Origin of the sequence: Noviherbaspirillum album (genome assembly GCF_035916955.1) — a bacterium.
Lineage (GTDB): Bacteria > Pseudomonadota > Gammaproteobacteria > Burkholderiales > Burkholderiaceae_D > Noviherbaspirillum > Noviherbaspirillum album.
This window is the reverse complement of record NZ_JAWIIV010000001.1, coordinates 1-25,479: the sequence shown is the minus strand read 5'-3', so window position 1 is coordinate 25,479 and position 25,479 is coordinate 1. Positions and strand designations below refer to the sequence as shown.

The following is a 25,479-nucleotide window of genomic DNA, read 5'->3' as shown; positions in this document are numbered from 1 at the left end:
TGCCAAGATTGTCGGGCGAAAGAGTAGATGCGGGCGAGGGCGGGGATGGATAAATGTAGGAAGTGCAAGGGCTGATTAATTCATGAGATCGTAATTAGCTCATGAAGACCTGATGCGGTGCTTTGAAGTCCAGCACGAGGATTCGCTCTAGCAAATCCGTGGGGGTAGCGGCACACGCGCATTCAAGGCGTGCCAGGAAGGGTATCGGGAAAAACGACCGCTATTACAAAAGCAAAGCCCAAGAATAACAATACGAATTTCTACCGCAGTTTTAAAGCGATGAACCATTCCTTGAGTACTGGAACTGCTGTGCGCGGGCGTCAAGCGTGCCTTATCCACCAGGCTTGTGCACGGCTTTCGCTTAACGACCCTGCGTATGCTGATTGTGACGTTCGATGAGGACCGCTGCCATGTCGGTCAGCTTGCTAGGGTCGTCGAGTATCGGCTGCAATTCTTCGACTGACAGGTAGCTCCCCGCAAGCGTGCTCAAAAACTCCAGGCTCGGCGTATTGGCGCGAGGCACTGATGCCTGCGCCTCGGTTGGGCTTGTTCCTGGTGGGCGTCTGGTCTCCTGTGCCGCCTGACGAGGCATAGGCATAGGCCTTGGCCCTTTAGGCCTGGCGTCCGGCCTGCGTAGTGAATTGCGCGGTGCTGGGTCTGAGCTAGGAGGGGTAAGAACGACGCAATTGGCCCGATCCATGAGCGGCGCGGGAACCGCTCCATTTTTGATATAGGCATTGCCAAGATTACTCAGTTCGGTAAGTGCAAGTCCCAGACGCTGCGCAACTTGCGCTCTTTGTTCCTTCGGCAGGTTCAGGTCGTCAATCTTCCCGATCCCATGCTCGCCCGGGGTGCCGAAGTCCAACAGCGTATATTTTTTCTCCGTTCCATCCGGCGATTTCATGATGAAAATCGGTGTCGTGCTTAAGTTGATCGCCGCATCGCGAAGTTCTTTGGATGCGCCGCACTCCATTGTCGCCATGCCTTGCAGGCCGGTCACGCCGGAGCGCAGTCCATAGGTTTGGGGAACTCCGGGTTGTTTCTTTACCGCTTGGACGAAGGGTCTCAGCAGGAAGTGCAAGGTTTCGTCCCCATCCTTCCATTTTTTCATGGCGTTGTTGATGTCCGAATGCGTCCCTTGGAAACGCTTATGGCTATTTATCAGTCCTTCGCGCAGCCCGACAGCGGGATTCAGAGGAATCGATGGCGGCAATTTTTCCGCCTTGGAATTCTTGAACATGGTGCGCAGTTTTTTGGCCATGGTCCGGCCCTTGGCTTTTGCATATTCGGATGTTCGCCCACCGAGGCTGGACTCCATTCCGGAAGGCAGCGTACTCGCCGGAATGGAGCTCTGGATATCAGCCGGTGTTACCTTTGATCCCTGCGCGCCGCTCCCCATGAACTTCAGTAGAGAAAAACTGATGTTGTTATTAAGGAGGCGCATGGCGAAACCTTTCAATGTTGCAATGAATAGTGATGAGTGTTTTGGAACTAGATTCAAAGATGAGTGACTTCGCGGTAACGGTAGTTCCATTAAACAATTATTCTTTTTTCCGATGGTTTGTTGATAACAGTTTCAGGAGCAAGATCTCTTCGAAAGTTGTTGTTCCTCGGGTGCCATGTATCAAACAGGAAGGCAGGCGTACTTTTTATTGGCAACATTGTGGTTCGCTGCAGTTCTTGCTTTAATGAAATCGTGCGCAGCTTCTCGGCTTCGGGTCGGACTTGTCTACAAGTAGGAAGCATCAGTCAGGCCAATATTTCCGCCGCGATACGCAAACACCAAGCAAGTCCGCGATAGCTTGCGATTTATGCATTTCAGTCCGCGAACAAATTGCCAGTTTGGATGCTCTATTTGGAATGATTTTTCGGAAGCCTTTCCGCCAGTGCAACATATACGGAAATGCCGCTTTTTTTAAAAAGAGGATGCAGTGACGACAATGCCCACAACCATGCCTTTTCTGCCCAGAATTTATTCCATCAGCTTGCGGCGCGCCGGCGCGGGCGATTCGCTCAACAGCGCCATCGAGCGATGCGCGGCGCTGGGCTTCGATCATGTGCTGCTGGTGCGCGAGGCGGGAGAGAAGGCCGAACCTGATGACTTGCGAGCTATCGTGCAGGCCGCCGGGCGGCACAAGCTGAACGTGCTGCTGGACCTGGACATCGGCAGCATCGGCAGCGATCCTGTCCTGCTGGAAAGGCATCCCGACTGGTTCGAGCGGCGCGATAACAACGACGACCTGCCGGACCCGCGCCGGGATCCCCTGCAGGAAATACGGCGCGTGCCGCGCTATGGCGACAAGGCGGCTTTCGACAGTATCTGCGGCTACTGGCAGCAGCGGCTGGAAAACTGGGTTGCGGCGGGCATCGCCGGCTTCCGTTGCACCTCGGTCGCCGAACCGCCGCCGGCCTTGTGGTCCTGCATGATCGGCGCGATGAAGGGCAAACGGCCGGATGTCCGCTTCCTGGCATGGACGCCGGGCTGCACCCCGCAGCAGATGGATGCACTGGCCGGTTGCGGCTTCGATGCCACCTTCTCCTCCGGTGCATGGTGGGATTACCGGTCGCGCTGGCTGGTGGAAGAGGAGGCGCGGCTGCAGCGCGTCGCGCCGCCGATCGCGTTTCCCGACAGTCCCAATGAAGCGGTCATCGAGCGCCTGGCCGGCAATGAAGAGCCGGAGGCGCGCCGCCGCATTTATCAGCGCGCGCTGAGGATGGCGGCCGCCACCGGCAACGGCATCCTGGTGCCGCAGGGCTTCGAATCCGGAGCCTCGGGCGAGTCAGCCTATCGCAGCCAGCAGGAAGAGGGCGGCATCGACCTGAGCGCGGACCTGCGCGAAGCCAATGCCTTCATCGCCGAACACGGCGCGCGCTTCCATCGCGGCCGGCTACGCATGATGAGCACGGTCGAATCCGGCATCGCGGTGCTGCTGCGGGAAAGCGCCTCGCCCGACGGCGCCGAAGCCCTGCTGCTGGTGGCCAATTCCGACCCGATGCGCGCCTGCGCGGTCAACGAGGGCCAGCTGCTGGAACGCGCCGGCGGCTTCGTGCGCGAGCGCAAGCTCTGGCCCGCGCCGGTCGAGCGCAGGGAAACGGGCAAGGAAATGAGCAAGGAAGCGGGCTCCGGCAGCGACGGCATGCGCGACAGCGACCGCAGGAAGCCGCCGGTGTCCGCCGCGCCGGCCGCAAAGGAAAGCCCGAAGGAAAGCGCCGCGCCGGTGACGCTGGAGGCCGCGGACTTCCAGCTCTACCTGGCCCGCCGTCTGCCGCCCATCCTGGCGCGGCAGACTGTCGAAGACGTCGCCAAGGCGGCGCAATCGCCGCGCATCGCGATCGAGTCGATCTCGCCGGCCTGCGATGATGGCCGCTTCCCGGTCAAGCGCACCGTGGGCGAAGTGGTGAACATCGAAGCCGACGTCTTCGTCGACGGCCATGACAAGCTGGCGGTGGCGCTGCTGTGGCGCGCCGCCGACCAGGACGAGTGGCAGGAAACCCGCATGCACTTCCTGTCCAATGACCGCTGGGCCGCGCCGCTGGCGCTGACCCGCATCGGCCGTTACCTGTTCGCGGTGGAAGCCTGGAAGGATGTATTCGCCACCTATCGCGACGAGCTGGAAAAGAAGACCGCCGCCGGACTCAACGTCAGCGTGGAACTGGAGGAGGGCCGGCTGCTGGTGCAGGCGGCGGCGGACCATGCCGAGAGTCGGGGCATTTCCAGCTTCGGCTATCTGAAGACGCTGGCGGGCAGCCTGAAGACCGCGGCCAGCGATGCCGAGCGCGTCACCGCGCTGCTGTCGGAACCGACCGCCGAGGCGATGCGGCTGGCTGATGCGCGGCCGTTCGCGGTGCGCAGCGTGCAGACAATGCGTATTGAAGTCGAGCGCACCGCCGCGCGTTTCTCCAGCTGGTATGAGCTGTTCCCGCGCTCGCAGAGCGGCGATCCGGCGCGCCACGGCACTTTCGACGATGTCATCAAGCGCCTGCCGGCGATCCAGGCCATGGGCTTCGATACGCTGTATTTCCCGCCCATCCATCCGATCGGCAGCAAGCATCGCAAGGGCCGCAACAACAGCCTTACGCCGGGGCCGGACGATCCGGGCAGCCCGTATGCGATCGGCGCCGAGGAGGGTGGCCACGACGCCATCCATCCGCAGCTCGGCTCGCTGGAAGACTTCCGCCGCCTGCGCGACGAGGCGGCGCGGCACGGGCTGGAGCTGGCGCTGGACTTTGCGATCCAGTGCTCGCCCGACCATCCCTGGCTCAAGGACCATCCCGACTGGTTCGCCTGGCGGCCCGACGGCACCATCCGCTATGCGGAGAATCCGCCGAAGAAGTACCAGGACATCGTCAATGTCGATTTCTATGCGAAGGGCGCGATTCCCGGCCTCTGGACCGCGCTGCGCGACGTGGTGCTGTTCTGGGTCAACGAGGGCGTGAAGGTATTCCGGGTGGATAATCCGCACACCAAGCCGCTGCCGTTCTGGGAATGGATGATCGGTGAGGTCAAGGCCCGCCATCCCGACGCCATCTTCCTGTCGGAAGCCTTTACCCGGCCGAAGATGATGTACCGGCTGGCCAAGGTCGGCTATTCGCAGTCGTACACCTACTTCACCTGGCGCCATACCAAGGAAGAATTCACCGAATACCTGACCGAGCTCAGCCAGAGCCCGGTCAAGGAATTCTTCCGTCCGCACTTTTTCGTCAACACGCCCGACATCAACCCGGTCTTCCTGCAGAAATCCGGCCGCCCGGGCTTCCTGATCCGCACGGCGCTGGCCACCACGCTGTCGGGATTGTGGGGAATGTACAGCGGGTTTGAGTTATGTGAAGCCACGCCGGTCCCGGGTAAGGAAGAATATCTGGATTCGGAAAAATACGAGATTCGCGCCTGGGACTGGCAGCGCCCCGGCAACATCATCCAGGAAATCACCTTGCTCAACAGGATCAGAAAGGAAAACCCGGCGCTGCAGACGCATCTCAACATCCGCTTCCTGCCGGCGTCGAACGACAACATCCTGTTCTATATCAAGACCACGCCGCCGGCCGACAGCTGCGAGCATTTCGGCGACAACGTGGTCATGGTGGCCGTCAACCTCGATCCATTCAATGCGCATGAAGCGACGCTGGAGCTGCCGCTGTGGGAATTCGGCGTGCCCGACGACGGCGTGCTGGAAGTCGAGGACCTGGTCGGCGGAAGCCGCTTCGGCTGGCATGGCAAATTCCAGCAGCTGAGGCTTGACCCCTTTGTTTGCCCCTATGCCATCTGGCGCGTTCGTCACACCAGCCACACCAGCCAAACTAGCCACAATAGTCAAACCGGAGCCTGAATATGGATCGCCGCAGTACACCCAGAAAAACAAGTCCGCAAACGGACTTCAGCTTCAGCGACGATCCGCACTGGTACAAGGACGCCATCGTCTATCAGTTGCACGTGAAGTCCTTCTTCGATTCCAACAATGACGGGATCGGCGACTTCGCGGGGCTGATCGACAAGCTTGACTATATCGCCGACCTTGGCGTCAACACCATCTGGCTGCTGCCGTTCTACCCATCGCCGCGCCGCGACGACGGCTACGACATCGCCGAATACAAGGGCGTGCATCCCGACTACGGCTCCATGGCCGATGCCAGGCGCTTCATCGCCGAGGCGCACCGGCGGGGGCTGCGGGTGATCACCGAGCTGGTGGTGAACCATACCTCCGACCAGCACCCGTGGTTCCAGCGCGCGCGCAAGGCCAAGCCCGGCTCCGCGCAGCGCAACTTCTATGTCTGGTCGGACACCGACGAAGCCTATGCCGACACGCGCATCATCTTCTGCGATACCGAAAAGTCCAACTGGACCTGGGACCCGGTGGCCAATGCCTTTTTCTGGCACCGCTTCTATTCTCACCAGCCGGATTTGAACTTCGACAATCCGCAGGTGCTGAAAGCGGTTCTGAGCGTGATGGAATTCTGGCTCGACCTCGGGGTCGACGGCCTGCGGCTGGACGCGGTGCCCTACCTGATCGAGCGCGAAGGCACCAGCAATGAAAACCTGCCCGAAACGCATGCGATCCTCAAGCAGATTCGCGATGCGGTCGACCGCAGCTATCCGGGCCGCATGCTGCTGGCCGAGGCCAACATGTGGCCGGAAGACGTGCAGCAGTATTTCGGCGACAACGACGAATGCCACATGGCATTCCACTTCCCGCTGATGCCGCGCATGTACATGGCGCTGGCGCAGGAAGACCGCTTCCCGATTTCCGACATCCTGCGCCAGACGCCCGAGATTCCCGCCGACTGCCAGTGGGCCATTTTCCTTCGCAACCACGACGAGCTGACGCTGGAAATGGTGACCGACAAGGAACGCGATTACCTTTGGAATTACTACGCGTCGGAAAAGCGGGCGCGCATCAATCTCGGCATCCGCCGCCGCCTGGCGCCGCTGCTGGAACGCGACCGGCGGCGGACCGAGCTGCTCAACAGCTTCCTGCTGTCGATGCCCGGCACGCCCATCATCTACTACGGCGATGAGATCGGCATGGGCGACAACATCCATCTCGGCGACCGCGACGGCGTGCGCACACCGATGCAATGGACGTCGGACCGCAACGGCGGCTTCTCCCGTGCCGATCCGGCCAGGCTGGTGCTGCCGCCCATCATGGACCCGCTGTACGGCTTCCAGGCGGTGAACGTGGAAGCGCAGTCCGCCGATCCGTACTCGATGCTCAACTGGATGCGCCGCATGCTGGCGGTGCGCAAGCAGCACTGCGCGTTCAGCCGCGGCTCGCTGACCATGCTCTATCCGGCCAACCGACGCATCCTGGCCTACCTGCGCGAGCATGGCAAGGACGACCACACCGAAACCATACTCTGCGTGGCCAACGTGTCGCGCTCGGCGCAGGCGGTGGAACTCGACCTGTCCGCGTATGCCGGACGCGTGCCGCTGGAAATGATCGGCGGTTCGGCGTTCCCGCCGATCGGCCAGCTGCCCTACCTGCTGACGCTGCCGCCCTACGGCTTCTATTGGTTCCTGCTCGCCGCCGAAACGAAAATGCCGTCATGGCACACGCCGGCGCCGGAACCTTTGCCCGAGCTGCAGACGCTGGTGCTGCGCCATGCCATCACCGAACTTCTCGAGCCGCCGCGCCGCGGCACGCTGGAAAAGGATGTGCTGCCGGCCTATCTGCCAAAACGTCGCTGGTATGCCGCCAAGCAGGAAGCGCTGCAGTCGGTGCGCATTGCGCTGGCGACCCGCCTGCCGGCATCGCAGTCGCGGCCGAACGTGATGCCCAGCATGCTGGCCGAACTGGAGACCACCACCGCCAGCGGCACCGAACGCTACCTGATGCCATTCGGTTTCATCCGCGAGGAAGAGATCGTCACCGCGCTGCCGCAGCAGCTGGCGCTGGCGCGGGTGCGGCGCGGCCGCAATGTCGGCCTGCTGACCGATGCCTTCGTGCTCGATTCCTTCGCCTATGTGATCATCCAGCTGATGCGCGAAGGCACCACCATCGCATCCGACGACGGCGAAGTGCGCTTCATCCCCACCGACACCTTGCATGCGGTGGACACCAGCGCCGAGCCTGCGATCCGGCGGCTGTCGGCCGAGCAGTCCAACAGTTCGATGATCATCGAGGACAAGATCGTGCTCAAGGTGATCCGGCACATCGCGCCGGGCATCCACCCGGAAGCCGAGATGGGTCGCTACCTGACCACGCTCGGCTTCGCCAACATGCCGGCGATGCTTGGCGAGGTCACCCGCCACGGCGCCGACGGCACGCCGTTCACGATGATCATCCTGCAGCAGTTCATCGACAACCAGGGCGACGCCTGGCAGTGGACGCTCGATACGCTGTCGCGCGCAATGCAGCAGACCACGGTGCCGGAAGCGGCCGCTCCCGACATGAGCACCGAGATTTCCGATCCGCATGAGGAGCTGGTGAGCCTGGCGACCAATCTCGGCCGCCGCCTCGGGGAAATGCATGCGGCCCTGGCCACGCCGACCGACAATCCCGACTTCGCGCCGCAGCCGGCGACCGAGGACGATGCCAGGGCCTGGGCCGAAGGCGCGCGCCGCCAGCTGGAGGCCGCCTTCGACGTGCTGCGCGCCCAGACCAGCTGGAGCAGCGAGGCCGAGGGCCGCCGCGTCGAACGGCTGGTCGGCCAGCGCGATGCGCTGCTGGGCAAGCTCGATGCGCTGGCCGCCGCCGGTGTCGGCACGCTGCGCACCCGCATCCACGGCGACTTCCACCTTGGCCAGGTGCTGGTGGCGCAGGGCGATGTCTATATCGTGGACTTCGAAGGCGAACCGGCCAAGCCGCTGCACATGCGGCGCGACAAGATGAGTCCGATGCGCGACGTCGCCGGCCTGATCCGGTCCTTCGACTATGCGGCGGCCTTTGCCGGGCGCAGCGGTCCGACCGACCTGAACGAAGCCGAGGAAGTGCGCAAGCAGCAGATCATCCGCGACTATGCGCCGAACAGCCAGGCCGCGTTCATGCAAGCCTACCGGGAAGCCGCCTATGCCGGCGCGTTCAAGGCATCGGAAGAGGCCGAGCGGGGACTGCTGCAGCTGTTCGTGCTGGAGAAGGCGGCGTATGAAATCTGTTATGAAGCGGCCAACCGTCCGACCTGGGTCTCGGTCCCGGTCAACGGCATGGCCAAGATTGTCGATGAATTGCTGGGCGGGACAGAAGGAGAACAGTCGCATGGCTGAGCGTACCGAAGACAAGATGGAAATCGATCCGAAAACCCTGGACGCCGTGCTCAACGGCCGGCTGTCCGATCCGTTTTCCTTTTTCGGCAGGCATCGCGCCGGAGACCGAGACGTGGTGCGCACCTTCCAGCCGGGCGCGCGCGCGGTCGACCTGGTGGAGCGCATGCCGGGCAACGACGCCGGCGGGCGGCTGATCGAATCGCTCTACAACGTCAACCAGACGGGCCTGTTCGTCAGCGGCGGCACGCTCGGCCCGCAGCAGGATTACCTGCTGCGCATCACCTGGCCGACGCCGGGCGGCGGCGAGTTCGTGCAGTACACCGAAGACCCTTACCGCTTCGGCCTGCTGCTGGGCGACCTCGACATCCACCTGCTGGCCGAAGGCCGCCACCTGGAACTCGGGCGCTGCCTCGGCGCCAATCCGATGACGGTGGACGGCATCGCAGGCACCCGCTTCGCGGTATGGGCGCCGAATGCACGCCGTGTGTCCGTGGTGGGCGACTTCAACCAGTGGGACGGGCGCCGCCACCCGATGCGCCTCCGGGTCGAGGCCGGCGTCTGGGAACTCTTCATTCCGCGCCTGGGCAGCGGCACCCGCTATCAATATGAGATCGTCGGCGCCGACGGCAATGTGCTGCCGCTCAAGGCCGATCCGGTCGCGCGCGCCACCGAAGCACCGCCTTCGACGGTGTCGCTGGTCGCTTCCGACGTGCCGTTCCGCTGGACCGATGATGCCTGGATGGCGTCGCGCCGCCAGCGCCATGCGCTCGACGCGCCGCTGTCGGTGTATGAGGTGCACGCCGGTTCCTGGCTGCGCATCCTGGAGGAGGATGGCCGCAGCCTGAACTGGCATGAACTCGGCGACCGCCTGATCCCGTACGTGGCCGGCATGGGCTTCACCCACGTGGAATTCCTGCCCATCATGGAACATCCGTTCGGCGGCTCCTGGGGCTACCAGCCGCTCGGGCTGTTCGCGCCCTCGGCGCGCTTCGGCACGCCGGCCGGATTCGCTTCCTTTGTCGACCGCTGCCATGCGGCCGGGATCGGCGTCATCCTTGACTGGGTGCCTGCGCACTTTCCGTCGGATGCGCACGGCCTGGTGCGCTTCGACGGCACCGCGCTGTACGAGCACCAGGACCCGCGCGAAGGCTTTCACCAGGACTGGAACACGCTGATCTACAACCTCGGCCGCAATGAAGTCTGCGGCTTCCTGATCGCCAGCGCGCTCGAGTGGCTGGAGCATTTCCATGTCGACGGCCTGCGCGTGGACGCGGTGGCTTCCATGCTTTACCGCGATTACAGCCGCAAGGCCGGTGAATGGATTCCCAACAAGTACGGCGGCCGCGAAAACCTGGAAGCGGTCGATTTCCTGCGCAACTTCAACCAGACCGTGGCCGAGCGCTGCCCCGGCGCGATGGTGATCGCGGAGGAATCGACCGCCTGGCCTGGCGTTTCGGCGCCGGTATCGGAAGGCGGGCTCGGCTTCACCCACAAGTGGAACATGGGCTGGATGCACGACACCCTGCGCTACATGAGCTACGACCCGATCTACCGCCAGCACCATCACCATGACATGACCTTCGGCCTGATCTATGCGTTCTCCGAACGCTTCATGCTGCCGATCTCGCATGACGAGGTGGTGCACGGCAAGGGTTCGCTGCTCAACAAGATGCCGGGCGGCGACGTGCACCAGAAACTGGCCAACCTGCGCGCCTATTTCGGCTTCATGTGGACCCATCCCGGCAAGAAGCTGCTGTTCATGGGCTGCGAGTTCGCCCAGCACACCGAATGGAACCATGACGGCTCGCCCGACTGGAACCTGCTCGACGTGCCCGGCCACCGCGGCATACAGCGGCTGGTGCGCGACCTTAACCGGCTTTATGCGGGCGAGCCCTCGCTCCACCGCAAGGACGCCAGCCACGAAGGCTTCGCCTGGGTGATCGGCGACGACAGCGCCAACAGCGTGTTTGCCTATCTGCGCAAGGGCAACGATGGCGATGCGCCTCTGCTGGTGGTGCTGAACATGACGCCGGTGTCGCGCGACAACTACCGCATCGGCGTGCCGGGCGGTTCCTCGGGACCGGTTACCTGGCGCGAGATCCTCAACACCGACAACCAGGTCTACGGCGGCACCGGCATGAGCAACGGAGAAGTGCGCAGCGAGGCGGAGGGAAGGCACGGCCAGCCGCACTCGCTGGTGCTGACGCTGCCGCCGATGTCGGTGGTGATGCTCAAGCCGGTTCAGGCTCTTCATTGAGCATGGCGACCGGCATTCCGAATTCCCTGACTTCACTGCCGAGGATGGAGGCCGGCGCCGCCTATCCGCTGGGGGCCGTCTACGACGGCTTCGGCACCAACTTCGCCGTCTTCTCCGCGCACGCGACCAAGATGGAGCTGTGCCTGTTCGACCCATCCGGCCGGCATGAAGTGGCGCGCTTCGCGCTGCCCGAATGCACCAATGAAGTCTGGCACGGCTACCTGCCCGGGCTGCATGCCGGCGCGCTCTATGGCTACCGCGCCTACGGGCCTTACCAGCCGGAGCAGGGGCATCGCTTCAACCCCAACAAGCTGCTGCTCGATCCCTATGCGCGGCAGCTGCATGGGCAGGTGCGCTGGAGCGACACGCTTTACGGCTACCGCTATCTTTCACCGCGCGCCGACCTGTCCTTCGACCATCGCGACAGCGCGGGGGCGATGCCGAAGGCGGTGGTGGTCGACGACAACTTCAACTGGTACGGTGATACCCATCCGAACGTCCCCTGGGACCAGACCGTCATCTACGAGACGCATGTGCGCGGCATGACCATGCGCGCCGAGCACATCCCGATGCGCCAGCGCGGCACCTTCGCCGCGCTGGCCGACCCGAAAGTCATCGCACACCTGCAGCGTGTCGGCGTGACCGCGGTGGAACTGCTGCCGGTGCATGCCTTCCTGCAGGACCGGCGCCTGGTCAACCTTGGCCTGAGCAACTACTGGGGCTACAACACCCTGTCGTTCTTCGCGCCCGAGCCGCGCTACCTGTCGAACGGCTCGCCCGCCGAAATGAAGCAGGCGGTGCGCCAGCTGCACGCGGCCGGCATCGAAGTCATTCTCGACGTGGTCTACAACCACACTTGCGAGGAAAGCGAGCTGGGGCCGACCATCTCCTTCCGCGGCTTCGACAATGCCAGCTACTACCGGCTGCATCCCGACAACCGCCGCCACCACATCAACGACACCGGCTGCGGCAACACCGTCAATTTTTCGCATCCGCGCGTGATCCAGATGGTGATGGATTCGCTGCGCTACTGGGTGCAGGAATTCCATGTCGACGGCTTCCGTTTCGACCTGGGCGCCACGCTGGGGCGCGAGCATTACGGCTTCGATCCCGGCGCCGGCTTTTTCGACGCGCTGCTGCAGGACCCGGTGCTGGCGCGGGTCAAGCTCATTTCGGAACCCTGGGACATCGGCCCGGGCGGCTACCAGGTCGGCAATCATCCACCCGGATTCGCGGAATGGAACGACCGCTTCCGCGACGACGTGCGCAGCTTCTGGCGCGGCGACGCCGGCAAGCGGGGCGCGGTGGCGGCGCGGCTGCTCGGCTCCGCCGACCTGTTCAACCATCACCGCCGCCGCTCCTGGGCGTCGGTCAATTTCGTCACCGCCCACGACGGCTTCACGCTACAGGACCTGGTCAGCTACAACCGCAAGGACAACCTTGCCAACGGCGAAGACAATCGCGACGGCAGCGACGAGAACCGCAGCCGCAACTGGGGCGCCGAAGGGCCGACCGCCGATCCCGCGATCCGTGCCACCCGCGAACGGGTGAAGCGGGCGATGCTGATGACGCTGATGTTGTCCAACGGCACGCCGATGCTGCTCGGCGGCGATGAATTCTGCCGCACCCAGCAGGGCAACAACAATCCGTATTGCCAGGACAACGATCTGTCCTGGTTCGACTGGAGCCTTGCCGACACGGAAGAAGGCCGCGCGCTGATCGACTTCACGCGCCGCTGCATCGCTGCCCGGCTGGCGACGCCGACCTTGCGCAGCACCCGTTTTCTCGCGCCCGCATTGAAAATATTGCATGGCATGCCCGACATCAGCTGGTTCGACGAGACCGGCAGCGAAATGACGCAGGATCGCTGGGACTTCTCGGAAGGCCGCCTGCTGGCGCTGCGCCGCATCGCCGCGCATCCGGAAGCAGGCGCGATTTCTGCTTCGCTGCTGCTCCTGAATGCGTATTCGGAGGACCGCAGCTTTGTCCTGCCGAAACCGGCCATGCCCTGGCGGGTGCTGCTGGATGCGGCCGAAGGCAACAACATCCATGCTGGCGGGCACGCGCGGCGCCTCCCGGAAAACAACATCATCAACGTCTCCGCGCACAGCGCGGTTTTACTGGTAACCGACAATGTCAACATTTAATCCCAGCTTTGGCGCGCAGCTTGTTGCGCCGAACCGTACCCGTTTCCGCCTGTGGGCGCCAGGCAAGGACAAGGTCAGCGTTGAAATCGAGCATGGAAAGAGCCTGCCGATGCAGGCGGCGGGCGACGGCTGGTTCGAGGTGGAAGCCGATGTCGGCGCCGGCACGCAATACCGCTATCGCGTCAGCGACGACCTGGCGGTGCCGGACCCGGCTTCCCGTGCCCAGGCCGGCGACGTGCACGATGCCAGCATCGTCTGCGATCCGAATGCCTATCAATGGCGCAATGCCGACTGGAAAGGGCGGCCCTGGCATGAAACGGTGCTGTACGAACTGCATCCCGGCGCCTTCGACGGCTATGCCGGCGTGGCAAAGCAGCTGCCCGCGCTGGCCGAACTCGGCATCACCGCCATCGAGCTGATGCCGATCGCCGATTTCCCCGGCGCCCGCAACTGGGGCTACGACGGCGTGCTGCCATATGCGCCGGACGCGGCCTACGGCACGCCGGAAGCTCTGAAAAGCCTGATCGACAGCGCGCACGACCATGGCATCATGGTCTTCCTCGACGTCGTGTACAACCACTTCGGGCCCGACGGCAACTATCTCGGCGCCTATGCGCCGTCCTTCTTCCGCGACGACATCAAGACGCCCTGGGGCCAGTCCATCGATTTCCGCAAGCGCCAGGTGCGCGATTATTTCATCGAGAATGCGATCTACTGGCTCGCCGAATACCGCTTCGACGGCTTGCGCTTCGATGCGGTGCATGCGATCAGCGAAAAGGACTTCCTGGTCGAAATGGCCGAGCGCATCCGCGCCTCCTTGCCGGCCGAGCGCCACGTGCACCTGGTGCTGGAAAACGACGACAATTCAGCGAAGCTGCTGGAGCAGTCGCCGCGCCTGCTGTACAACGCGCAATGGAACGACGACATGCACCATGCGCTGCATGTGCTGCTGACCGGCGAGCGCGAGGGCTACTACATCGGCTACGTCGGGCAGCCCGAGGAAAAGCTGGCGCGCGGACTGGCCGAAGGCTTCATCTATCAGGGCGAAGCATCGATATACCCCGGCGGCGAAAAGCGCGGTGAACCGAGCGCGCATCTGCCGCCGACCGCCTTCGTCAATTTCCTGCAGAACCATGACCAGATCGGCAACCGCGCCTTCGGCGAACGCCTGAGCGCGCTGGCCGACCTGCATGCGCTGCGTGCCGCCAGCGCCCTGCTGCTGCTGTCGCCGAACATCCCGATGCTGTTCATGGGCGAGGAATTCGGCGCGACCCAGCCCTTCCTTTACTTCACCAGCCATCTCACCCCGGAGCTGGCCGATGCGGTACGCGAGGGCCGGCGGCAGGAATTCGCCAAGTTCTCGGCGTTCAGCGACCCCGCCACGCGGGAAAGGATTCCCGACCCGAATGCCGAGCAGACCTTCCGCGATTCCATACCCGTGGCCGACGCCGACGTGGCCGGCGCATGGCGCGACTGGACGCGCGCGCTGCTCGCCATCCGCCGTGAGCAAATCATGCCGCGCCTGCAGGGCGCCATGGCGCTCGGCTCGGAAGTGCTGGGTCCGGCTTCCGTCAGGGCCCGCTGGAAGATGGGCGACGGCCGCGTGCTGATGGTGGCGGTCAATCTCGGCGATGCGCCGGTGAAGATCGACTTCGAGCGGCTGGCCGACGGCAAGGGCGGCACCATCCTGTTCCAATCCGATGGCGTGGAAGACGCGGCGCCGGGCGGCCAGCTGCCCGAGCATTCCTTCATTGCGGTTCTGGAGCCTGAAGAATGAACGACGCCGACATCATCGCACTGGCGAAAGCGGCCGGGCTGGTGCAGGACTGGGTGGCCGCCAACGGCGAGCCGAAGACAGTCGCGCCGGAAGACATGCGCGCCATCCTTGAAGCGCTGGACCTGCCCTGCGGCACGGCCGAGCAATGTGCCGCCAGCCGGGAGAAACTCAGGCAGCTCGAAGACGGCAGCAATCATTTGCCGCCGCTGGTCACCGGCGTGGTCGGCCAGCCGGTGAAGCTGGGTCATGTGGCCGCCCTGGCCGGCGGGAGCTATCGCATCGAACTCGAGGACGGCGCGCAGCAAAGCGGGCATTTCGGCGGCGATGCCTCCGGCGGGCTGGAGCTGCCGGCCATCGACCGTCCCGGTTACCATCGCCTGCTGGCGGGCGACCAGGAAACCACGCTGGCGATTGCGCCGCCGCGCTGCTTTGGCGTGGCGGACGCGCTCGCTGCCGTGCCCGGCCTGCGGCGCGATCCGCGCCTGTGGGGCCTGGGCGTGCAGCTGTATTCGCTTCGGCGTGACGGCGACGGCGGCATCGGCGACTTCGGCGCGCTGGCGATGCTGGCGCGCAAGGCGGCGCGGCATGGCGCCGCCGCGCTCGCGATCAGCCCGGTGCATGCGATGTTTTCCGCCGACGTCCATCGTTTCAGCCCCTACGGACCGTCGAGCCGCCTGTTCCTCAACGCGCTGCATATCGACCCCGCCGCGGTGATGGGCGCCGAAGCCCACGCGGCGGCGCTGGCCTCGCTCGGGCCCGATACCGCGCAGAGGCTTGCGCAGCTGGAACAGGAGGGCCTGGTCGACTGGCCGGGCGCCGCCGCCCTGAAGCTGTCGCTGCTGCGCCGCCTGTATGAACGTTATCTGCAAGCCGGCAATACCGGCGAGTTCGATGCCTTCCTGCGCGAGGGCGGCGACGCGCTGCGCGACCATGCGCGCTTCGAGGCGATCCATGCGGCGCGGGTCGCCAACGGCGAAAACGGCGACTGGCGCAGCTGGCCCGATGGCTTGCGCGACCCGCGCGGTGCCGATGTCGAAGCGTTCGCGCAGCAGCATGCGCAGGAAGTCGGATTCCATGCCTTCCTGCAGTGGCAGGCGGCGAAGGGTTTGTCCAGCGCGCAGAAGGCGGCGCGCGAGGCAGGCATGCCAATCGGACTGATCACCGATCTCGCGGTCGGTGCAGACAGCGCCGGCAGCCAGGCTTGGAGCCGGCAGACCGAGATCATCAACGGCCTGTCGGTGGGCGCGCCGCCGGACGTCATGAATTCCAAGGGCCAGAGCTGGGGCATCGGTGCCTTCTCGCCGGTGGCGATGAAGGCCAAGGGCTTCGCCGCCTATCTCGAAATGCTGCGCGCCACCTTCGCCTATGCGGGCGGGGCGCGCATCGACCATGTGCTCGGCCTCGGGCGGCTATGGCTGGTGCCGCACGGCGCGAGTCCCGAGCAGGGCGCCTATCTCACCTATCCGATGCAGGATCTGCTGCGCCTGATCGCGCTCGAATCCTGGCGCCACAAGGCCATCGTGATCGGCGAAGACCTCGGCACCGTGCCGGAAGGTTTCGACCGCCTGCTGGCCGATGCCGGCCTGCTCGGCATACGCGTGCTGCTGTTCCAGCGCAATCAGGACCGTTTCTTCAGGCCCGACGAATGGCCGTCCAGCGCCATCGCCACCACCACCACGCACGACCTGCCGACCATTGCCGGCTGGTGGCAGGGGCGCGACATCGACTGGCGGCGCGATCTCGGCCTGCTGCCGGTTGGAGAGACCGAAGGCGACGCCCGCCATGGCCGCGAGCGCGAACGGCGCGAACTGTGGGAGGTCTTCAATGAAATCGGCTGCGCCGGCGGCAGCGTGCCGGATGCGGCAGCGCGAACCGCGCCGATGGAAGCGGCCATCGATTTCATCGGCCAGACCCCGGCGCCGCTGGCGATGCTGCCGATCGAGGACGCCCTCGGCTTGCCGGAGCAGCCCAACCTGCCCGGCACCATTGACGAACATCCAAACTGGCGCCGCCGGATGCCGCACACTGTCGATGCCATCCTCGACGAGCCCGACGTGGCCGCGCGGCTGGCCATACTCAATCGTTCCCGTTCCCCGAGAGGAGTGCACTGATGTCCATCCCGCGCGCAACTGCCCGCCTGCAGTTGCATAAAGACTTCACCTTCGACCAGGCGGCCGAGGTGGTGCCGTATTACGCGTCGCTTGGCATCAGCCATATCTATGCATCGCCCATCCTGACCGCGCGCAGCGGTTCCAATCACGGCTATGACATCGTCGATCCGACCCGCATCAACCCGGAGCTCGGCGGCGAGGAAGGTTTCCGCCGCATGGTGCGCCGGGTCCGCGAAGCCGGGATGGGACTGATCCTCGACATCGTGCCCAACCACATGGGCGTCGGCCCTGAAAACCCTTGGTGGCAGCATGTGCTGGAGTGGGGGCGGACGAGCCCCTATGCGCGCTGGTTCGACATCGACTGGAATCCGGCAGACGAGACCCTGCAAGGCAAGGTGATGGCGCCTTTCCTCGGCCAGCCCTACGGCGAAGTACTGGCGTCCGGCCAGATCAAGCTGCAGTTCGACGAACTGCGCGGCAAATTCTTCGCGAGCTATTACTCGCACCGCTTTCCGATTTCGCCGGCCGGCTATGCCGACCTGCTGAAGTCGGTCGATTCGGCGCGCCTGGCGCCGGCGATTGCCGCCTTCGAGGAAGGCCGCGACGAGAACGGCGACATCACCCAGCAGAATGCCGACGTCGGCTTCGGCCTGCTGCGCGAGCTTGGCCATACGCCGGAGGGTACTGCCGACATCGCGATGGCCATCAACAACTACTCGGCGGCCGCGCCGCAGGGCATCGAAGCGCTGCACGCGCTGCTGGAACGCCAGCATTACCGGCTGGCATGGTGGCGCTGCGCGGCCGACGGCATCAACTGGCGGCGCTTCTTCGAAGTGACCGACCTGGCCGGCGTGCGGGTTGAGCAGGACGATGTGTTCGAAGCCACCCATGCGCAGATTTTCCGGCTCTATACTGAAGGCCTGATCGACGGCGTGCGCATCGACCATGTCGACGGCCTGGCCGATCCGGGCGCCTACTGCCGCAAGCTGCGGCGGCGCCTGCAGGCGCTGACCTCGCAGCGCCCGCCCGAACTGCCTCCGGCACCGGCCTACATCATCGTCGAAAAGATCCTCGCGCCCGACGAACAGCTGCGCAGCAACTGGGAAATCGACGGCACCAGCGGCTACGACTTCATGGACCGGGTCGGCGCGCTGCTGCACGACGGCGAGGGCAAGCAGGCGCTCACCGAGCTGTGGTGCCACCTGACCGATCACCAGCACAGCTTCGACGAGGAAGTGCGGCAGGCGAGGCGGCAGCTGCTGGCCAGCAACCTCTCCGGCGAGTTCGAGGCGGCTTCGCGCGCGCTGCATGCGGTGGCGCGCACCGACCTGCGCACCCGCGACTATTCGCTCGGCGCGATCCGCCGCGTATTCGCGGAGCTGCTGGTGCATTTCCCGGTGTACCGCACCTATGCCGACAGCAACGGCCGCGACGAGCTCGACCAGCAGGTGATCGACCGCGCGCTGGAATGCGCGCGCCAGAGCGTGGACCGCAACGAAGGCGCGCTGCTCGACGTGATCGCGCGCTGGCTGGGCGGCGACGCACCCCGCGATTCGGCCAATCCGCGCGTGCGCGCGCTGCACCAGCGCGCCATCACCCGCTTCCAGCAGCTCACGCCGCCGCTGTCGGCCAAGTCGGTGGAGGATACGGCCTTCTATCGCTATGGCCGCCTGCTGTCGCGCAACGAGGTGGGTTCCGACCCGGCGCAGTTTTTCATTCCGGCGCAGGAATTCCATGAAGCCAACCGGATCCGCGCCGAGCGCTTTCCTTACTCGATGCTGGCCACCGCCACCCATGATCACAAGCGCGGCGAGGACGTGCGCACCCGTATCGCCGCCTTTAGCGAAATCCCGGAGGAATGGTGCCGTACCGCGCGCGAATGGATGCAGCTCAATGCGCCGCTGCGCACCGAACTGCCCGCCGACGATGCCGGACCCGCCGGCATCGCGCCGCATCCGGCCGACGAGCTAATGCTGTACCAGATGCTTGCCGGCGCCTGGCCGGTCGGCCTGCAGCCGGACGATGCGGAAGGGCTGAAACAATTTGCGGCGCGCATCGAAGCCTGGCAAACCAAGGCGCTGCGCGAAGCCAAGCAGGTCAGCGACTGGGTCATGCCGAACGAGGCATATGAAGCCGCGTGCAGGAATTTCCTGCACGCGGTCCTGACGCCGGGCGAAGGCAACCGTTTCCTGCCCGAACTGGCCGCCTGGGTGCAGACCGTGGCGCCGGCCGGCATGATCAAAAGCCTTGCGCAGACGCTGCTGCGCATGACCTCACCCGGCGTACCGGATCTTTACCAGGGGACCGACTTCTGGGATTTCAGCCTGGTCGATCCCGACAACCGCCGCCCGGTCGATTATGCCGCTCGCCGCCAGACGCTGGAACGCATTGATGCGGAAGGACCGGGTCCGGATGCGTGGGACAGCGGCGCGATCAAGCAGCACGTGGTCGCCCGCACGCTGCGCTTCCGGGCCCGGGAGCCGGAACTGTTCATGCGCGGCGATTACCAGGCGCTGCAGATGGAAGGTCCGCTCGCGGCGCATGCGATCGCGTTCGCGCGCCGTCACCAGGGCAAGCTCATGGTGGTCGTCGCGGCGCATCTGCCGTGCCGGCTGCTCGGGGGCGAACGCATGCCGGAACTCACGCCCGAGGCGTGGCAGGAAACCGCCATCCGCCTGCCGCAGAACCTGGCGGTGGAGATGCGCGACGTGCTGGGCGGGCATGCGCTTGCACCCGAAGCGGGGCGCCTGCTGCTGAGCCAGGTACTGAAAAACCTGCCGGTGGCGCTGCTGTTCGCCGGTGAAGGCGCAGGCGAGAGCATGACCAGCCCGGCTGCCGGCGCTGCCAGCGCCGCCCGGATAGGAGGCAGCGCGGCGGCCGACAGCAAGGATGCGACCGTCGAGACCGAAGAGGAAAGAGCGGGCCCGACCTGAGCCGCTCGCCGTCCAGCTCGCACAGCCCAACCATGCCGTTGATGGAGTGACCAATATGAATCTTTGCCGCAGCAGCCAATTGTTCGCCGCCGGCAGCCTGCTTCTCTGCCTTGCCGCCTGCTCGCAGCAAGGCACGGACGAAGCGCCGCAAGCGCCCGGGGCATCCCAGGCACCGCAGGCCGCCGCACCGGCCGGCCCAACGCCGTCACCATCTCCATCGCCGTCGCCATCGCCGGTGACCGGCTCGGGCGTGGAACTGCCCAGCTTCGTCAACCTCGTCAAGCAGCAGGGGCCGACGGTGGTCAACATCAGCGCCACGCGCCTTGCGCAGCAGCAGGGCGTGCCCAACCTGCCGGAAGGCCATCCCCTGCGCGAATTCTTCCGGCGCTTCGGCCGCCAGCAGCAGCCCGATTCCGGCGAAGCGATCGCCGCCAGCCTGGGGTCGGGCTTCATCATCAGCGAGGACGGCTATGTTCTGACCAATGCACATGTAATCGCCAATACCGATGAAGTCATCGTCAAGCTGACCAACAAGCGCGAATACAGGGCCAAGGTGGTCGGGGCCGATCCTTACACCGACGTGGCGCTGCTGAAGATCGACGCCAAGGGCTTGCCCATGGCGAAGGTCGGCGACCCGGGCAAGCTCGAAGCGGGGGAATGGGTGGCCGCAATCGGCGCGCCGTTCGGCTTCGACAACAGCGTGACCGTAGGCGTGGTCAGCGCCAAGGGCCGCCTGCTGCCCAACGGCAGCTACGTGCCCTTCATCCAGACCGATGTCGCGGTCAATCCCGGCAATTCCGGCGGCCCCCTGTTCAGCACGCGCGGCGAAGTGGTCGGCATCAACTCGCAGATCTACAGCCAGACCGGCGGCTACATGGGTATTTCGTTCGCCATTCCCATCGACCTTGCGATCGGGATTTCCGAGCAGCTGCGCCAGAGCGGCAAGGTCACGCGCGGCCGCATCGGCGTGCAACTGCAGGAACTGACGATGGACCTGGCCGCGACGCTGGGCATGAAGGATACCCAGGGCGCGCTGGTGGCGGCGGTTCAGCGCGGCGGCCCGGCCGACCGCGCCGGCATCCGTCCCGGCGACGTCATCCTCGCGCTCAACGAGCAGCCGGTGCAAACCACAGCCGACCTCGCGCGGCTGATTGGCGGAACGCGTCCCGGTACCTCGATCAATGCGCAGGTATGGCGATCAGGCAATACCAACACGGTCAAGCTGACGGTGGAAGCCCTCGAGTGATTAGGGGGGAAATTAGGGGGGAGAGCGGTCGCAGCACGCTCGATCGACGCACGACATCAACGCAAGATAACGGAGTCCCGCGCCAGCACGATGACTTTACCGGACACCCAGACTATTCCATGGATCGCCGCATTCATCGGCATGGTGTCCTTGCTGCTGCTCGTGATCTGGTCGATCCGCCGTCATCGGGATCCCCGGTTGCATATCAAATGCGACGCCGCGATCGATGAACTGGTTCCTTCGCTGACCGGCTTGACCTTCAGCACCTCCATACCGGGCAACTCCATCGAATTGATCGAGAACGGCGCCTTCTTCGACGCGCTTCTCGACAGCATCCGCGGTGCGCGGCATTCGGTGCATTTCGAGACCTTTCTGTGGAAAGATGGCCAACTCGGCAGGCGTGTCGCGCAAGCGCTCGCAGGGCAGGCCAAGGCAGGGCGGCAGGTGCGGGTCCTGCTTGACGGCAACGGAGCGCGCAAGCTTGGCACGGCAGCCTTGAAGGAGATGGAGGATGCGGGCTGCCGGGTGGTGTTCTTTCATGATTTCCGGCTGCGCAACATCGGCGTGCTCAACGACCGCACGCACCGCAAGATGGTGATCGTCGATGGCCGCGAGGCATTCGTAGGCGGTCATTGCATCGTCGATGACTGGCTCGGCAATGCCGAGGACGGCAGGCATACAGCCGATATCAGCGTGCGGCTGCGCGGGCCCATCGTGCATAGCGTGCAGTCCGCCTTCAGTGAAAACTGGACCGGCGAAACCGGCGAGCTGTTTGTCGGTGAAGAAGTTTTTCCACATTTGGCGCCGCAGGGCGATGTGCTGGTGCATGCCGCTTTCGCCAAGCCCGAGGGATCGGCACCGGCGGTCAAGATTCTCCACCATACCGCAATCTGCCTCGCCCGCAGCCGCATCTGGATCCAGAACCCCTATTTCATTCCGGAGCCGGACGCGATCGAAGCATTCGGACAGGCAGTGTCGCGCGGCGTCGACGTGCGGGTACTGACACCGTCTACCGGCGGCACGGACAATCCTCTGGTGCAGCATGCGGGACACCGCAATTTCGAAAAGATGCTGCGCTGCGGCGTACGGCTGTTCGAATATCCGCATACCCTGCTGCACCAGAAAGTCATGACCATCGATGGCGTATGGTGCGCGATCGGCTCCAGCAACTTCGATGACCGCTCATTCGAAACGAATGATGAAATCACGCTGGGCATCCTGGACGCGGCGACTACCCGCAGTCTGGATGCCATTTTTGAAAGGTACGTCGCAAGAGCCAGGGAAATCGAGCTCGGTGAATGGTGCAGGCGCGGCGTGATGCACAAGATGACGGACCATGCGTGTTACCTGATTAACGAGGTTCTTTAGCTGGCACTGTCAACTTAACTTGGCGGAAGCGAGGAGAGGGCTGGTCGACCGATACTCAGAATGATGTAGACGGATGTCGGATGACACCGGTGAGGTCATGCCAGACAGCAAAGCGTCTGGTGAGCTGAGTGCGATGCTGCACGGCACCCAGATGCTGACGCCTGATGGCAAAATGCTGCCGGATCGGTCCCAAGCTCGACAAGAATTGTTGTGTGCGCCCCAGTGAGCGAAAACCCTTCATGCGGTGCTCGCGTTCTCGAGTCGGTTGATGACTGTTCTCGGCCCGGTTGTTGACTCGGGCCGCTGCCTTCACGAAGATATGCTCGGCGCCGGCAAGCACAGGCAGTTCTTCTTTCGCAGCCGGATAACGGCGCAGTTGGTCAGTGACGATCTTGCGTGGACCATTCGGGTACTGGGCCAGCAGCCGCTGAAAGAAGCGCTTGGCCGCTGCCTTGTCGCGGCATTTCTGCAAGAGGATGTCGAGTTCGACCCCATGCTAATCGACAGCACGCCATAGCAGATACGGGCCAGTTGGTGCCAGCTGGAGGCTGGATGAAACCTATGTTAAGGTCCACGGACAATGGAAATACCTGTACCGCGCAGTGGATAAACATGGCCAGACCGTAGATTTCCTGCTCACCGCCAGACGCGATCTGGCGGCGGCACGCCGCTTCCTGGAACGCGTGATCGGTCAGCACGGCTTACCCGACAAGATCACCATCGACAAGAGCGGTGCCAATACGGTCGCCATCCACAACATCCAGGCCGATACCGGCGCACCGATCGAGCTACGCCAAGTGAAGTACTTGAACAACCTCGTCGAGCAGGACCATCGGGCCATCAAGCGCATTATCCGGCCCATGCTCGGTTTCAAATCCTTCCGGTCGGCTACCAGGATCCTTGCCGGCATCGAGATGATGCACATGATCAAGAAAAGACAACTTGATTGCCGCGACGGGCAAGTTGCATCCGCTGCCGACCAGTTCTATTCCCTGGCCGCCTGAACAACCAATAACTGCGCGCCTTCTCTAGCGCTGACTTCCTTATCGCAACAGAACCTTCACGCTTTTCACCCCACGATGGAACTCATGGCATCTTCACTACACTCACCCGCATTCCTACATTAATCGAAATGCCATGTTTCCAAATCGCCTCCCTCCCTTTGCCCCTCCCGGTCAGGCACACGTAGCCGCTTCCTCGTCTTCCACCGGACAACCGCCGCAGGCCAGCGCGTCAATTCCCCGTGACTTGACTCGCCAATTTACGCTGATGATCAGCGGAGTCAACGGAGCCGACGGTCCGTCTTCAATGATCGAGCGTATTGTCGTGCCGCCGCGCAGGCGCAATGAGGTAGAGCAGCTCGACGACCTGCGCATCGTCAAGGCGTTGCACAATATTATTACCGCTCCTCATACATGGACTGTGACGTTACAATCTGGTGCGCAAGGAGGACGTGTTCTCACTTATACGCGCAATGATGTAGGCACCAATAATAAATCGCCAGTCGTGACGCTGACGACTAACCGTGCCGGCGTTTTGGAATCATTTGCGATGCATAGCGCGCAGAGCATCCATGATAACGATACCTACATTGCCCATTTTGCCAACCCGCTTGCCCCGCCACAAGCTGTTCGACTGCAGCAGATGCCTAGGTGGCTGGCAGATACCGCTTTCAACGAAGCTAGCAGCAGCAATACGCGCCGCATCACGCCACCCACACCACCGTATGCAAAGCGTACGCGCGTAACTACTCCCCCGATCTCGCCACGTACTTATGCCGGATTGCAGCAAGCTGCACGAGACAGTCTCGTGGCGTCTGACCCTGGCGTGCTACCGGCGTTACTGCAGGCGGAGACACTCTCTCTCATGCGACCTAACGGATTGCTTGTGGACCATCAGGGGCACACTTTGGAACACTATTTCCACCAGGGTATAACCATTGGCAACGCCTGTGGATCCCATGCAACCAACCAAGCGTTCCAGGGTAATGTGGTAGGACTTAGCCTACAAGGTGCGAGCATTAATCAAATTCTTGGTGTACTGGCGCAACAACGCCAGATCAAAATGGACGATGTGGGCATCATCGTCGATCCGGTCCAAGGGATACACTCCGAGGCCGAGTTGGAGGCGCTGGCCGCACGTCTTGAGTACAGCGGAACGGCTATTGTCGAAGTCGGGGGACAAGAATGGAGAGCCGCGGAAGCAGGCGGACAACGAAGCCAAGAAATGGACTTGCAGGTGACGCAACACTTCGTCACGCTGGTGCGCCATGCTATCGACGGTCGCGTGTACCTGCTGGATTCAATGCATCCGGAACAGGATGTTTCCTATGACACCGCACGACAAGCGCTGGAGGCCCAGTTCAATATCATCGATGAGAACGACGAGAATAGCCCCCGGTATCTGTCGGTGCTTGTGCCGCGGCAAGGGCAGGTGCTGGAGCCGGCGCCCTTGAATCCACAGGGTGCGTATCTGCCCAACCAAGGCTTCATGCCGTTGGACGAGCTGCGGGAGGAGCACTTGAATGTGGTGGAAGAACTGCATGGGGAAAATGCCCGAGGACGTTTGGAAAGGGCCATTGAGGGGCAATCGCAGGCGAGGCTGGTGGCTGGGGAAAGACATTGGGAGGACAGTCTCCAGAATGAGCCACAATACAATATAGAACCATCTGATTATCGGCAAACGCAAGACGCGTCCCGCTCCACGGCGATCTGGCCGCAGCAACACCTTGACATGCCTGCGTCCGCTACCGGCCGGACAGCAGATCAGGGGCTGGCGACAGGCAGTAACAATGTAATGAGCGAGGCACAGATCGGCGATGCGCCAGGGATGTCCCGGAGCCGGCAGGCGGCAGCCGGAGCGTCGGCGCCGGCCGGCTGGCAACACGCGCGCGATGCGCTGATGGCGCATCTGGCCCACGAATACCACTACTCTTACGGCGC

Annotated in this window: 11 protein-coding genes and 2 pseudogenes; 11 read left to right on the top strand and 2 right to left on the bottom strand. The window is 63.8% G+C overall.

The window, feature by feature from the left end:
- Positions 1-361 precede the first annotated feature (361 nt).
- On the bottom strand, positions 362-1,444 hold the full coding sequence (locus RY831_RS00065) for a hypothetical protein (protein WP_326504293.1): 1,083 nt from the start codon (positions 1,442-1,444) through the stop codon (positions 362-364).
- 496 nt (positions 1,445-1,940) lie between these two features.
- On the opposite strand from RY831_RS00065, the gene RY831_RS00060 reads away from it, so the two are divergent.
- From RY831_RS00060 to RY831_RS00020, 9 genes are all read left to right on the top strand, one after another.
- Positions 1,941-5,327 (top strand): maltotransferase domain-containing protein, encoded by a 3,387-nt coding sequence (locus RY831_RS00060; RefSeq protein WP_326504292.1) that lies wholly within the window; start codon positions 1,941-1,943, stop codon positions 5,325-5,327.
- Between the two features lie 2 nt (positions 5,328-5,329).
- Positions 5,330-8,698: a maltose alpha-D-glucosyltransferase gene (gene treS, locus RY831_RS00055; protein ID WP_326504291.1), complete on the top strand. Its 3,369-nt coding sequence runs from the start codon at positions 5,330-5,332 to the stop codon at positions 8,696-8,698.
- Positions 8,691-10,955 (top strand): 1,4-alpha-glucan branching protein GlgB, encoded by a 2,265-nt coding sequence (glgB, locus tag RY831_RS00050; protein WP_326504290.1) that lies wholly within the window; start codon positions 8,691-8,693, stop codon positions 10,953-10,955. Before treS ends, glgB begins: the two co-directional genes overlap by 8 nt.
- Before the next feature lie 2 nt (positions 10,956-10,957).
- Complete coding sequence (gene glgX / locus RY831_RS00045) at positions 10,958-13,102, top strand: glycogen debranching protein GlgX (RefSeq protein WP_326504801.1); 2,145 nt, start codon at positions 10,958-10,960, stop codon at positions 13,100-13,102.
- Positions 13,089-14,879 carry a malto-oligosyltrehalose trehalohydrolase gene (gene treZ, locus RY831_RS00040; RefSeq protein ID WP_326504289.1) on the top strand — a complete coding sequence of 597 codons (1,791 nt, stop codon included), beginning with the start codon at positions 13,089-13,091 and terminating at the stop codon, positions 14,877-14,879. Before glgX ends, treZ begins: the two co-directional genes overlap by 14 nt.
- Positions 14,876-16,990: a 4-alpha-glucanotransferase gene (gene malQ / locus RY831_RS00035; RefSeq protein WP_326504288.1), complete on the top strand. Its 2,115-nt coding sequence runs from the start codon at positions 14,876-14,878 to the stop codon at positions 16,988-16,990. Before treZ ends, malQ begins: the two co-directional genes overlap by 4 nt.
- Positions 16,990-19,923: a malto-oligosyltrehalose synthase gene (gene treY / locus RY831_RS00030; RefSeq protein ID WP_326504287.1), complete on the top strand. Its 2,934-nt coding sequence runs from the start codon at positions 16,990-16,992 to the stop codon at positions 19,921-19,923. Before malQ ends, treY begins: the two co-directional genes overlap by 1 nt.
- A 55-nt stretch (positions 19,924-19,978) precedes the next feature.
- The gene (locus RY831_RS00025; protein WP_326504286.1) at positions 19,979-21,169 is read left to right on the top strand and encodes a Do family serine endopeptidase; all 1,191 of its coding nucleotides are present in this window, start codon (positions 19,979-19,981) and stop codon (positions 21,167-21,169) included.
- 90 nt (positions 21,170-21,259) lie between these two features.
- Positions 21,260-22,537, top strand: a complete 1,278-nt coding sequence (locus RY831_RS00020; RefSeq protein ID WP_326504285.1) for a phospholipase D-like domain-containing protein — start codon at positions 21,260-21,262, stop codon at positions 22,535-22,537.
- Positions 22,538-22,592: 55 nt separating this feature from the next.
- Here RY831_RS00020 and RY831_RS00015 read toward each other — a convergent pair.
- Positions 22,593-23,063 (bottom strand): annotated as a pseudogene (locus tag RY831_RS00015) (DDE-type integrase/transposase/recombinase); the annotation flags it as partial.
- Between RY831_RS00015 and RY831_RS00010 the strand changes: the two are divergent.
- Together RY831_RS00010 and RY831_RS00005 are read left to right on the top strand one after the other, a co-directional pair.
- A pseudogene (locus tag RY831_RS00010) lies at positions 23,053-23,541 on the top strand (IS6 family transposase); the annotation flags it as partial. The pseudogenes RY831_RS00015 and RY831_RS00010 overlap by 11 nt on opposite strands.
- A 304-nt stretch (positions 23,542-23,845) precedes the next feature.
- Positions 23,846-25,479, top strand: a 1,634-nt coding sequence (locus tag RY831_RS00005; protein ID WP_326504284.1) for a hypothetical protein, incomplete at its 3' end; no start/stop codon positions are given.

Coding starts and splice junctions, on each gene's coding strand:
- RY831_RS00065 (WP_326504293.1), bottom strand. CDS start 1,444: ATGCGCCTCCTTAATAACAACATCAGTTTTTCTCTACTGAAGTTCATG.
- RY831_RS00060 (WP_326504292.1), top strand. CDS start 1,941: ATGCCCACAACCATGCCTTTTCTGCCCAGAATTTATTCCATCAGCTTG.
- treS (WP_326504291.1), top strand. CDS start 5,330: ATGGATCGCCGCAGTACACCCAGAAAAACAAGTCCGCAAACGGACTTC.
- glgB (WP_326504290.1), top strand. CDS start 8,691: ATGGCTGAGCGTACCGAAGACAAGATGGAAATCGATCCGAAAACCCTG.
- glgX (WP_326504801.1), top strand. CDS start 10,958: ATGGCGACCGGCATTCCGAATTCCCTGACTTCACTGCCGAGGATGGAG.
- treZ (WP_326504289.1), top strand. CDS start 13,089: ATGTCAACATTTAATCCCAGCTTTGGCGCGCAGCTTGTTGCGCCGAAC.
- malQ (WP_326504288.1), top strand. CDS start 14,876: ATGAACGACGCCGACATCATCGCACTGGCGAAAGCGGCCGGGCTGGTG.
- treY (WP_326504287.1), top strand. CDS start 16,990: ATGTCCATCCCGCGCGCAACTGCCCGCCTGCAGTTGCATAAAGACTTC.
- RY831_RS00025 (WP_326504286.1), top strand. CDS start 19,979: ATGAATCTTTGCCGCAGCAGCCAATTGTTCGCCGCCGGCAGCCTGCTT.
- RY831_RS00020 (WP_326504285.1), top strand. CDS start 21,260: ATGACTTTACCGGACACCCAGACTATTCCATGGATCGCCGCATTCATC.